General features: G+C 66.4%; 10 protein-coding genes. 4 read left to right on the top strand and 6 right to left on the bottom strand.

Annotated features, from left to right (window positions below; all coding sequences use genetic code 11):
• The first annotated feature begins 1 nt into the window (after window position 1).
• Window positions 2–1,303 (top strand): cytochrome b, encoded by a 1,302-nt coding sequence (locus tag ACK4FB_RS13460; protein ID WP_409753249.1) that lies wholly within the window; start codon window positions 2–4, stop codon window positions 1,301–1,303.
• A gap of 5 nt (window positions 1,304–1,308) precedes the next feature.
• Complete coding sequence (locus tag ACK4FB_RS13455) at window positions 1,309–2,190, top strand: cytochrome c1 (protein ID WP_409753246.1); 882 nt, start codon at window positions 1,309–1,311, stop codon at window positions 2,188–2,190.
• Between the two features lie 73 nt (window positions 2,191–2,263).
• On the opposite strand, the gene ACK4FB_RS13450 is transcribed toward ACK4FB_RS13455, so the two are convergent.
• The 3 genes from ACK4FB_RS13450 to ACK4FB_RS13440 are packed head-to-tail and all read right to left on the bottom strand — an operon-like array spanning window position 2,264 to window position 7,093.
• Window positions 2,264–3,061 carry a thioredoxin domain-containing protein gene (locus ACK4FB_RS13450; RefSeq protein ID WP_409753243.1) on the bottom strand — a complete coding sequence of 266 codons (798 nt, stop codon included), beginning with the start codon at window positions 3,059–3,061 and terminating at the stop codon, window positions 2,264–2,266.
• Between the two features lie 17 nt (window positions 3,062–3,078).
• Window positions 3,079–4,527 (bottom strand): M48 family metalloprotease, encoded by a 1,449-nt coding sequence (locus ACK4FB_RS13445; RefSeq protein ID WP_409753240.1) that lies wholly within the window; start codon window positions 4,525–4,527, stop codon window positions 3,079–3,081.
• 55 nt (window positions 4,528–4,582) lie between these two features.
• The gene (locus ACK4FB_RS13440) at window positions 4,583–7,093 is read right to left on the bottom strand and encodes an Rne/Rng family ribonuclease (protein ID WP_409753237.1); all 2,511 of its coding nucleotides are present in this window, start codon (window positions 7,091–7,093) and stop codon (window positions 4,583–4,585) included.
• A 442-nt stretch (window positions 7,094–7,535) separates the two neighbouring features.
• On the opposite strand from ACK4FB_RS13440, the gene ACK4FB_RS13435 reads away from it, so the two are divergent.
• The gene (locus ACK4FB_RS13435) at window positions 7,536–8,774 is read left to right on the top strand and encodes an N-acetylmuramoyl-L-alanine amidase (RefSeq protein WP_409753234.1); all 1,239 of its coding nucleotides are present in this window, start codon (window positions 7,536–7,538) and stop codon (window positions 8,772–8,774) included.
• Here the strand turns inward: ACK4FB_RS13435 and ACK4FB_RS13430 are convergent.
• The 3 genes from ACK4FB_RS13430 to ACK4FB_RS13420 form a co-directional block, all read right to left on the bottom strand.
• On the bottom strand, window positions 8,771–9,391 hold the full coding sequence (locus ACK4FB_RS13430; protein ID WP_409753232.1) for a hypothetical protein: 621 nt from the start codon (window positions 9,389–9,391) through the stop codon (window positions 8,771–8,773). The genes ACK4FB_RS13435 and ACK4FB_RS13430 overlap by 4 nt on opposite strands.
• A 24-nt stretch (window positions 9,392–9,415) precedes the next feature.
• Window positions 9,416–9,835, bottom strand: coding sequence for a hypothetical protein (locus tag ACK4FB_RS13425; protein ID WP_409753229.1), 420 nt, complete (start codon window positions 9,833–9,835; stop codon window positions 9,416–9,418).
• A 170-nt stretch (window positions 9,836–10,005) separates the two neighbouring features.
• Window positions 10,006–10,701, bottom strand: coding sequence for a hypothetical protein (locus tag ACK4FB_RS13420; RefSeq protein WP_409753226.1), 696 nt, complete (start codon window positions 10,699–10,701; stop codon window positions 10,006–10,008).
• A 177-nt stretch (window positions 10,702–10,878) separates the two neighbouring features.
• Here ACK4FB_RS13420 and ACK4FB_RS13415 point away from each other — a divergent pair.
• The coding region (locus ACK4FB_RS13415; protein WP_409753223.1) for a transglycosylase domain-containing protein at window positions 10,879–12,008 on the top strand (1,130 nt) is incomplete at its 3' end.

The raw sequence follows: 12,008 nt of genomic DNA, 5'->3' as shown, positions 1-12,008 counted from the left end.
CATGAGCGACCACGAATCCACCTACGTCCCCAAGACCGCTTTCGAGCGCTGGATGGACAGCCGTCTGCCGATCATCCGTTTCGGCGCGGACTACATGAGCCTGCCGACCCCCAGGAACCTCAACTACTGGTGGACCTTCGGCGGCATCCTGATGCTGTGTCTGGGGATCCAGATCGTCACCGGCGTGGTGCTGGCCATGCACTATGTACCCAACACCGAAATGGCCTTCGAGTCCGTCGAGCGCATCATGCGCGACGTGAACGGCGGCTGGCTGATCCGCTATGTGCACGCCAACGGCGCCTCGATGTTCTTCATCGCGGCCTACATCCACATGCTGCGCGGCCTGTACTACGGCTCGTACAAGGCGCCGCGCGAGATGATCTGGATCGTCGGGTGTCTGATCTTCTTCCTGCTGATCGGCACCGCCTTCCTGGGCTATGTGCTGCCCTGGGGCCAGATGTCGTTCCACGGCGCGGTGGTGATCACCAATCTGATCGGTTCGATCCCGGTGGTCGGCGGTCCGATCCTGACCTGGCTGCAAGGCGGCCCGGCCATCGACAACGCCACGCTCAACCGCTTCTTCTCGCTGCACTATCTGCTGCCGTTCCTGATCGCCGGCTGCGTGGTTCTGCACCTGTGGGCCCTGCACCACGCCGGGCAGAACAACCCGGTGGGAATCCTGATCCCCAAGGAGCGCCAGGCCAAGGACACCTTGCCCTTCCACCCGTACTACACGGTGAAGGACGGCTTCGCGATCATCCTGTTCCTGCTGCTGTTCGCCTATTTTGTGTTCTTCAATCCGAACGCCCTGGGCCACGCGGACAACTTCATCCCGGCCAACCCGCTGGTGACCCCCACCCACATCGTGCCGGAATGGTATCTGCTGCCGTTCTACGCGATCCTGCGCGCCATCCCGGACAAGTTCGGCGGCGTGGTGGCCATGTTCGGCTCCATCGGCATCCTGTTCGTCCTGCCGTGGCTGGATCGGTCCCGCATCCGCTCCATGCGCTATCGCCCGATCATGAAGGTCATGTTCGTCCTGTTCGTCGTGAACGGGTTCATCCTGGGCTGGTGCGGCGCTGAACTGCCGGACGCCCATGTGATCGGGAATTTCTCCACCTTCACCGTCTATGACGGCGACCTGAACAGCTTCCTCTGGCTGGGGCGTTTCGCGACCCTGTATTACTTCGCTTTCTTCCTCGCCATGCCCTTCGTCGCGCTGAAAGAGAAGCCGCTGCCGGTGCCCAGCTCCATTTCCGAACCCGTCCTGGCCCCCGAGGCCGCCATCGAGAAGAAGGGTTGAGCGCGATGACGCGTCCTGTCGCCAAAGCCCCCCGTCTGGCCATGAAGGCCGCCCTCGTGGCCGCCGTCGCCGCCCTGGGCCTGACCGCCGCTTCGCCCGCGCTCGCCGCGGGTGAGGCCAAGCACCCGCGCTCCGGAAACTTCAGCTTCGAGGGGCCCTTCGGAACGTTCGACCAGGGCCAGCTTCAGCGGGGCTACAAGGTGTTCCGCGAGGTCTGCGCCGCCTGCCACGGCATGAACCTGCTGTCGTTCCGCAATCTGGCGGAGGAGGGCGGTCCGTTCTGGGATCCGCACGAGAGCAACCCCAACAACAATCGCTTCGTGCGGGCTCTCGCCGCAGAGTTCGAGATCGCCGACATCGACTCGGAGACCGGTGAGGAACTCTTCCGCCCGGGCACGCCGGCGGACCGGTTCCCCGAGCCCTATCCGAACGCCACGGCCGCGGCCGCGGCCAACGGCGGCGCCTTCCCGCCGGACCTGTCGGTCATGGCCAAGGCCCGTCACGACGGCGCGAACTACATCTATTCGCTGCTGTCCGGCTATGTGGATCCGCCCGAGGGTCTGCGCATGGCGGCGGGCCAGTACTACAACCCCTATATGGCCGGCGACATGACGCCGTTCTGGGACGGCGACCCTGAGCATGTCCCCTACGGCGGCTTTATCGCCATGCCCAATCCGCTGCGGGCCGGCCAGGTGACCTACGACGACGGCACCGAAGCCACGGTGGACCAGATGTCGCGGGACGTGTCGGCCTTCATCGCCTGGGCGTCCGACCCCCGTGCGGTGGAGCGCAAGCGCACCGGCCTGGCCGTGATGATCTACCTGCTGCTGTTCGCGGGCCTGACCTACGCCAGCTATCGCCGTATCTGGCGCGGCGTCTCTCACTGAGGCGAGGCGCATTATCCAGACAAAAGGCCCGCGAATCGCTTCGCGGGCCTTTTTTTTTACTGAGCGGAACGGCTCAGCCTTGTTGGCGAGCTGCTGCGATGGCTTCAGCAACGGCGCGGGGATCGATGCTGTCCGTGGCGCGTCCGTTGACGAGGAAGGTGGGCGTGCCCTGAAGGTTGATGCGCCGGGCCGCGTCATGGATATCGGCCACGTGCTGGTCCGTCGCGCCTGACGCGATCGCTGCGCGCGCGGCGGTCATGTCTACGCCGGCCATCTCCAGCACAGCGTCCACGCCCGCCTGGTCCAGCGCCGGCTCGGCCATGAGGGCCTGATGAACCGCTAGGTAGCGGCCCTGGGCGTGGGCGGCGAGGGCGGCGCGCGCGGCGTAGTTGGAGGTTTCGTCCCCCGGGCGGTCCAGAATGGGCCATTCCTTGAAAATGAAACGGACATCCGGGTTGGCTTCCATCACAGCCAGGAATCCCGGGGCCACCGATTTGCAGCCGGGACAGCGGTAGTCGAAATACTGGATCACCGTCACGGCCGCCGCCTCAGCCGCAGGCCCGAACGCCGGGTCGCGGGGGTCGTGAGTCAGAAGCGCGGGGTCCGCAGCGACCGCCGCGTTGATGGCCTCCGTGCCGGCGGCCTGCTGCTGCATCTGACGGGCCTGGAGCATCTCTTCCAGCACTTCCGGATGATTGAGCAGATAGGCCCGCACCCGCCCGTCGAAATCGCCGCCGGTCAGCAGGGGCGCCGCTGCGACGCCCAGAGCCAGCACCGAGACGCCCAGGGCGACGGCGCCCAGTCGCGGGTCGCGAAGCCAGGTTGAACGGTTGGCGGGGCGCCCGGCCGGCCGGTCGGCGTTGTCGGTCATGAAGTCTCCTGGAAAGCTCAGTGCTGATGCGAGGGCGCGTGCGACAGGCGCCGCGTCGTCACTTCTTCGTAAAGGGACCTTGGCCGCTCGCTCTGGCGGCGATCGAGGTCTTCAAGATCTTCCGGCGTGGCGCCGGAGGCGAGCACGATGTCCACCGACCTGCGCCATTCCACCGAGCCGGGGTCGAGCATGTCACGGGCCCGCAGGGCGAACTGCGTCGCCTGGCGTCGCTGGCCGACCGAATAGTGAAACTCGGCGGAGGCCAGCCGTGCTTCGCCTTCCATGCCCAGCGTGGCGTACGCCTGCGACATGAGCCGCCAGGCCATCGGATTGTTCGGTTCATCCACGGTGGCGCGACGCAACTCCAGGATCGCCCGGTCCAGAACCGTCTCGTCATTGGTCTCGATGAGAGCGTGGGCCAGATTGATGCGCAGCAGGGGCGCGTCCTCGGGCATCAGCTGCACGGCCCGCTCATGAGCAGGCACGGCGTCGGCGGGCGACCCCGCCTCGAACAGGATCTGCCCCTTCAATTCCCAGTAGTACGGGTTTTCAGGGTCTTCCTCGATGAGGAGGTCGACCGCGTCCACCGCACGCCGGGTTTCCCCCTGCCGATACCAGGCGATGGCCCTGGCGTATCGGGCGGGCAGGGACGTATCGCTTTCGCGATAGGTCCGGAACGTCTGGGTGGGCGAATTCAGGAAGGCGGCGATCTTGGCCAGCATCAGGGCGTGCTGGTCGGCCCAGTGTTCGGGATCCGGCGTGTCGTAATTGCGCAGACGCTCCACTGGCCGTCGCAGGTTCTCGATCCGGCGCGATGACAGCGGGTGGCTGCGGAAATAGGGGTAGCGGCGGGCGTCCGAGAACACTTCCTGGGCGCGGAATTCCTCGAAAAACTCCACCAGACCTCGTGCGGACAGCCCGGCGCGATCCAGCGCCTGCGCGCCCGTCAGGTCGGCTTCACCCTCCTGGCTCTGCATGTACTGAAGGGCGCCGATGGTGCCGAAATAGCCCGAGCTTCCCAGCAGGGCCGCCCCCGCATCCGGCGCACCGGCCGCAATGGCCAGCGCCCCGAGGGCCATGGACACCAGGAAAGGCTGCATGCCGGCGTCGGAAGCGCCGTCCCGCAGGGTGTGGCGGTTCTTGATGTGGCCGGCCTCGTGGGCGATCACGCCCAGAAGCTGTCCGGGATTGTCGGTCTCCAGGATCAGGCCGGTGTGAAAGCCCATGATCTGCCCGCGCGTGGCGAAGGCGTTCAGGGTCGGGTCGTTGATCAGCAGGATGGTGACGTCGTCAGGCTGCAGACCCATGGCGTCCAGCACCGGGTCGGACCACTCGCGAATGATCGCCTCGACCTCGGTGTCGCGAATAATGGACTGGGCCGAGGCCGGCGCAGCGGCGGCCAGCATCGTGGTCGCCAATGCGGACGCGGCGACGACGCCGGAAAGAAAGCGACGGGGCCAGGCCATGTTCGAACTCCTCGACTGACGCCCACCCCCGTCCCTTCAATCTAGCGCCGGATGATCACCGACGCCACCATCCACGTTTCGGCTTGGCTGGGGGCGTGACGATCTGCGCCGGATCCGCCTCGATCACTGCGGCGATGTCCACTTCAGGCCTGGGCGCCGGCTCGTATGCGACCGGCGCCGGCTGGGGCGTATCGGTCTCGACGAGTTGTTCGGGAGACGGAGCAGGGGAGGGCCCGGACGAGGCCTCCGGCTCAACAGGGGCGGGCTCGGGAAGATCCGCAGGCTGTTCAGCGACCGGTTCCGCCGCGACATCGGCCGCGGGCTTGCGTCGCACGCGGCGGCGTTTGGGCTGCTCGGTGGGTGCGGGCGCAACCGTTTCGGCGACCGGGCGCGTGACAGGCGTGTCCAGCGCGACTTCGGGCGGCGTCATGCCTTCCGAGGTGGCGCGGGTCTGGACCTTCACGTCGTGGGTCAGCTCGCCCTGATCCGGCTTGGGCCTGCGTTCTGCGCGCTCGGGGCGCCCGCCCTCCATGAGGTCCAGCGGGTTGAACCAGACATAGGGATCCTGCAGCGACGGGGTCCGGCCCCGCACCCAGGTGTAGGCGTCGCGATCACCGTCCTCACGGGCGCGCCGGCCGCCGCGACGGCCCCTGCGGCGACGGCGGCTGCCGTCATCGTCGGTCGAATCGTCGGCATCCTCGACGCGAACCTCGTCGCGGGCCTCGTCCTGTTCGCCACGACCGCCGCGACGGCGACGCCGGCGACGACGGCCACGCCCGTCGCCTTCAGAGGCTTCGGCGGTTTCCCCGTCTTCGCGCTCGGACCGGTCGCGCGGCTGCTGCGCCGCGTCGTCCCCGTCCTCGTCTTCGTCCTCATCGTCGTCGGCGTCTTCGTCGTCGAAGGCCGAATCGTCGAAGTCGTCATGCAGGGGCGCGGGCAGGGCCGTGTCCTGGAACGGCGGCTCGAAGTCCTCGTTGGTCTCGGTACGCTCGATGACGTGCTCGCTCTGGGCCAGGCTGTCGTCGACGATGACGTTGACGAACAGGCCGCGCTGTTCCTCCAGCCGGCTCAGATAGGCGCGCTTGTGGTTCAGAACGTACAGCGCCACGGCCGTGCACAGGCGCAGGTTGATCGCCCCGGCGCCGCCCTTGCCCGCCTCGATGTCCACCAGACGCAGGGCCATCAGCGCGGCGGATTCCACCGACCGGATGCGCCCGGCGCCCTGACAGTGCGGACAGACCTCGGTCGCGCCTTCCAGCACGCCGATGCGGCGACGCTGGCGGCTGATCTCCATCAGGCCGAAGCCGGAAATCTTGCCCATCTGGACGCGCGCGCGATCCGTGGACAGGGCGTCTTTCAGGACCTTCTCGACCGCGCGATTGTTCTTGGCCTCATCCATGTCGATGAAGTCGATGACCACCAGCCCGGCCAGGTCGCGCAGACGCAGCTGGCGCGCCGTCTCGACAGCCGCCTCCATGTTGGTCTTGTAGGCGGTCTGCTCGACGTTGCGCTCCTTGGTGGCGCGCCCCGAGTTGACATCGACGGCCACCAGGGCCTCGGTCTGGTTGATGACCAGATAGCCGCCGGACTTCAGCGGCACCACCGGCTGGTGGATCTGGTGCAGGATGTCCTCGATGCCGTGGGCGGCGAACAGGGGTTTGGAGCCCTTGTACAGGTGCACCTTCCTGGCCTGGGACGGCATCAGCACGCGCATGAAGTCCCGCGCCTCGCGCCAGCCTTCCTCGCCCTCGACCTGGATGCCGTCGAAATCCTTGTCGAACATGTCGCGCACCGCGCGGCGGACCAGGTTCTCTTCTTCATAGATCAGCGACGGCGCGTTGGAGTTCAGCGTCGTCTCGCGGATCGTCTCCCACAGGCGCAGCAGATATTCGTAGTCCCGCTTGATCTCGGCCTTGGTCCGCTTGGCGCCGGCCGTGCGGATGATCAGGCCCATGCCCTTGGGCACATCCAGGGCCGCCGCGGCCGCCTTCAGGCGCTTGCGGTCCGTGGCCTGGGTGATCTTGCGGGAAATGCCGCCGCCCTTGCCCGTGTTGGGCATCAGCACGCAGTAGCGCCCGGCCAGCGACAGCCATGTGGTCAGGGCCGCGCCCTTGGCCCCGCGCTCGTCCTTGACCACCTGCACCAGCAGGATCTGGCGGCGCTTGATCACGTCCTGGATCTTGTAGCGCCGCATCAAGCGACGTTTCAGGCGCTCTTCCTCGGCGGGACCGCCCTCGGATTCATCGTCGGCGCTTTCACGCTCCAGATGCTCGTCGCCGTCATCGTCGGTCTCGGCCATGATGGCTTCGCGGTCGGCGACCGGGATCTGGTAATAATCCGGGTGGATTTCGTTGAAGGCTAGGAAGCCGTGGCGATTGCCGCCGTATTCCACGAAGGCCGCCTGCAGGCTGGGCTCTACGCGGGTGACCTTGGCCAGATAGATATTGCCGCGCAGCTGCCGCCGCGCCTTGGATTCAAAATCAAATTCCTCGACCTGGCGGCCGTCCACGATGGCGACGCGCGTTTCTTCCGCGTGCGCCGCATCGATCAGCATTGTCTTCGACATTAAGGGTCTCTCCAGGGCGCGCCGGACCTCTGCCTTCGATCAGGAAGGCGCGAGCGGCTCGCCGGTATGTTGTGAGGGGCGTCACGCCGAACCCCATCCGCTCGCCGGTGGCGAGGGCCGAGCGAACGCGGACGCACAGGGCGTCGACGGCGGCTTCAGGCTGGATGGAGGCGCAAGGCGTTGAGCCCATGGTGTTATCGGTTCCTGAGGCCATGACGCGCATCATCTGCGCGTGAGGGCCTCTGGTGAGCGAGTCGCCGGATTGGTCCGGAAAACCCGTCGGATAAGGCGGAATGGCGACCATCCGCGCGCCTTCGCGGCCGATGATCACGACACAGCATAGTGACTGGCGGCCGGAATGAAAAGCGTCCGGTGCTTAACCCGTTGATCACCACGATGTGGCAGGGTGAAGACTGGTTCAGTTCTGTTGGGTGTTTCGCGCATGTCGCGGTCGGTTCAGCTTCCTGATGACGGCAAACGCCGCGCGACTCCGCGCGGCCTGTTGATTCTGGCCGCCGTGATCGTTTTCGCAGCGGCTGTCCTGGCCGCCGGCGCCGGTCTGGCGCTGAACGCCCAGGGCGATGTGCTGCAGGTGCGCTTCGGCGGCGACGCGGAACGGACCCGCATCGTGGTGGATATGGATCGCACCGCACGCGGAAGCATCCGGGAAAGCGGCGAGGCGGGGCGCGTGGTGCTCAGCCTGTCGGGCGTCTCGGCCGGGCAGGGAGCCAGCGGTCGCGGCCTCGGCCTGGTGCGGGCCTATGAAATGCAGGGCTCGGGCGGCGGCGCAGAGCTGCGGCTGGATCTGGCCGGCGGCGCCGAGGTGGAGCGCCGGTTCCTGCTGCCGCCCGGCGACGGGGTGACCCACTATCGCTATGTCATCGACCTGAAGGCCACCGACGCCGTCGTGGCCGCCCGGCCGGAGCGCAACCCGCCCCGGACAGCATCCGTCCCCCAGCGGCGCGAGCCCCCGCTCATCGTCATCGACGCGGGTCATGGCGGTCATGACCCCGGCACCCGGGGCGGGCGCGTCAATGAGAGCGCCGTGACCCTTCAGGCCGCCCGGGCCCTCAAGACCGAGCTGGAACGCATCGGCGGTTATCGGGTCCTGCTGACCCGCGATGCGGACGTCTATGTAACCCGCTCGCGCCGGGTCGCCATGGCCCGCGAGGCCGGGGCCGACCTTTTCATCTCCCTGCACGCCGACGCCGGGCATGACCGCACCACGCGCGGCGCCAGCGTGTACACCCTGTCCGAACAGGGCGCTGTGCGCGCCGTGCGTCAGGCCACCAGCCGCGACGGCTGGCACGCGGAGCTTCACCTGCCGGGCCGCGACCCCACCGTGGACCGCATCCTGCTGGACATGACCCAGCGCGCCACCCAGAACCGGTCCGCCCAGGCGGCGCGGGTTGTGCTGACCCATCTGGAGGCCTCGGGCCACCCGATGCTGAACCGCAGCCACCGGGACGCCAATTTCGAGGTCCTGCTGGCGCCAGACGTACCGGCCCTGCTGCTGGAGATGGGCTTCATGACCAACCCGGACGACGAGCAGCTGCTGACCGACGAACGCGGCCGCACCCGCCTTATGCGCGCCACGGCCCAGGGCATCGACCGCTATTTCAGCCAGCCGGACGCCGGCCTGATGGTGGCGAGCGGCGGACAGGCGGGCGGGGCACGCTAAGGCGCGTCCTCGCTCCAGCACTCCCGCAGGTTGCTCTCGGTCGCGTCGCCCCATTCGCCCAGCAATCCGCTGTTCGACCGCATCCGCACCCAGGCGGGACTGTTGTCGGCCTGATGACCCAGCCCCCAGATCGTGTAGATCGGCGCATCGGCGCGCATAATGGCCGGAGGCCCTCCGACGGCGGGTTGCCGGGGCGTCAGGCCGAGGATGTCCACGGCGGGGGGCTCCAGCCGTGACATCCACCACAAGGCGCCGTGGAGCGCCGGACAGGAGCGACTGTCGGCCCACGTCACATGATCCGAGGGCGTATCGGCGCGCCCGGACGTTCGGCGGATGATCCAGTAGGCGTCTTCAGCCGCGCTCTGGTCCGACGGTTGATGGTAGATGGCGTTGAGGGTCCATGAGCCGCGCTGCTCTGTGGCGTAGAAGGTTGTCGGGATGCGCTCGTTGACGGTGACGGCTCTGGCGTGATCCAGAATGTGGTCAGGAACCTGAGACTGGGCCGTTCTCGGCGTAAGAACGATAGAACCAAGAACAATCAGGGCAAGGATCCGGATTCCGGGGGCTGTGCGATCAAAGTCATGTCTTCGAACCTCACCGGCGTCGTCCGTTGTCATGAGTTGGAGCTGCGGCGCCGGGTTTCAGAAGGGTCTGTCTTCGCGCCAGCAGTGCTCAAGCATTGTTGTCGTGGCTTCGCCCCACTGCGCCAGAAAGCCGGACGTGCTCGACATGCTCACCGTGGCGAGGTCGAAATCGGGCGCCCATCCCTGACCCTCGACCCTGTGAACGGGGCCATGTGTGGGTCTGGGCGGCGGCGTGCGCGGAGTCCAGATGGGGGCTGGCAGGGTTCGCACCCCGGTATGGATCGAGGGAATGACGATTTCCGAAAGCCAGTCCAGCGAGGCGTAGAGGTTGGGGCATTCATCGCCGCTCAGCCATGAGCGCGTGACCGCGCCATCGACCTCTGTACTGTCAAGGAACGCATACCATTTCTGCTGGACAGGCTGGCGAGTCCCATCCTCCGCGTTTGCGGTGGCATCTGGAACGGAAAAGAACACCATCCGAGCGTCGCCCGGAGGCGGAACAGAGTCAGAGCGCGGGACAGGCCACGAAAGCGAATAGACCGCAGCGACGCGGGCGTTTTCTGGAATATCCTCGCGATAGGAATCCACAGCACTCCTGCTCGAAGACTGACCCGTTAGCGCCAAAGTCGCAACCGAGAAAGCGAGGACTACAGTGGGCATGGCTGAGCGTCGGGATTCACTTCCGGCCCCTCTTCATCTTGTATCGCGGCTTCTTGATTGGTGTGATCATAGACGGTGATCTTTGCGTAGGACTCATGTCCGGCCGGGCCTGTCGTCAGGGCGACAATATAGATGCGCGCATCGTCAGGGTTTAGGCCCAGAAAGGTCCGAAGATCGCGAATATACGCCAAGTTCGCCAGATCAAACTCGTCGGGAGACGAGCCTGATGGCAAATGGCTCCCAGCATTATGACTGTGGATCATGCCGATCAGGACGCCGCCCGCAGGTGCAGTCCAATCTATCGGCACGCTGACCCGGCCGCTGGGACCTGGATTCTGGAATGTGTACTGGCTGTGGGTAATCGTACCCCTCACAATAGTACCATCGGGCATTTCAAAAAGAGCCGCGCCCCATTCTCTGTGGTTCAAAGTTTCTGATGGATTTCTCGCTGCGGCGTGATCAACAAATTCCTTGGCCGTCTTGGCCGCCGCCGCGTCCGCGTTCCATTCCCTTCGTGTTTCCGGAGTGTCGCAAGGGCCTGGATCTTCAGGTGGTACGGGTTCGATTTCGTCGAAAATGGGCGGGACAAACGGCGGCGGTTGCGACGGGAAGGATTGGCCAGGCTCGCTCCGGCGCTGGCCGACAATCGTTATGCCCTCTACCTCGGTGACGTCACCGCTCAAGGAAACACTTCTCCTTTCCTCTGCGACCAGGTGAACGCCCGGAGAATACCTCGAGATCATTCCCGCTTGTGGCGTCTCACGAACAGGTGACGAGTTGTGAACGTGGGTGATCCCGGTTTTTCATCGCGCTTCATCAGGCACTGGCGCGCTCGGCGGACGCGGGCTAAGACCGGCCGCATGGGGCGATTTTCGGAGTTCCGCGTGAAGACGATCGGCGAACGCTGGTTCGTTCTGGCAGGCATCGGCCTGCTGGGCGCCATCGCCCTGGCGGGCGTTCTGCTGGCCATTTATGCTGCATGGCTGTTCCATGATCTGCCCGACGCGGGCGATCTGGCGGAATACCGTCCGGCCACGGCCACGCGCGTCTATGCGGGCGACGGCACCCTGATCGGGGAGTTTTCCCAGGAACGCCGGATCTATGTGACCTACGACCAGATTCCGGCCCCCGTGGTGCAGGCGTTCCTGGCGGCCGAGGACTCCAACTTCTTCCAGCACGGCGGCATTGATGTGGGCGGCGTCAGCCGCGCCATGTTCAAGAATGTGCTGAACGCGGTGCAGGGGCGCCGGCTCGAGGGCGGCTCGACCATTACCCAGCAGGTGGCCAAGAACGTCCTGCTGACCAACGAGAGCACCATCGGCCGCAAGCTGCGCGAAGCGATTCTGGCCAGCCGCCTCGAGGCGACCCTGTCCAAGGAACAGATTCTCGAACTCTATCTGAACGAGATTTTCCTGGGCTATCGCTCCTACGGCGTGGCCTCGGCGGCGTTCAACTATTTCGGCAAGTCGCTGGACCAGCTGACAGTGGATGAAGCCGCCTTCCTGGCCGCCTTGCCCAAGGGGCCGAACAACTATCACCCCCTGCGCCGTCCCGAGGCCGCCCAGGCGCGCCGCAACTGGGTCCTGGGCGCCATGCGCTCGAACCGCTTCATCAGCGACGAGCAGTACCGGGCCGCCGTCCAGCGTCCCCTTGTGACCCAGGACGCCCCCCGCCGCGCCCAGTACCAGGACGCCGACTTCTTCGTCGAGGAAGCCCGCCGCCGGGCCCTGAGCATGTTCGGCGAGGACATCAACGCCGGCGGCTACTACATGCGCACCACGCTGGATCCGTCGTTGCAGTCCGCCGCCCGCACCGCGCTGATGCAGGGACTGGAAGACTACGATCGCCGCCACGGCTGGCGCGGCGCCTGGGGCAATGTGGATATCGCCGAGGGCTGGCAGGACCGCGCCCAGGAGCGATCCGCTCCGCCCGAGCGCCGGGAATGGCGGGCCGCCGTGATCGAAAGCGTCAACGGCAATACGGTGCGCGT

Origin of the sequence: Brevundimonas sp., assembly GCF_046299535.1 — a bacterium.
Lineage (GTDB): Bacteria > Pseudomonadota > Alphaproteobacteria > Caulobacterales > Caulobacteraceae > Brevundimonas.
Note: the sequence above shows the minus strand (reverse complement) of the source record. Positions and strands in the feature narration are given on the sequence as shown.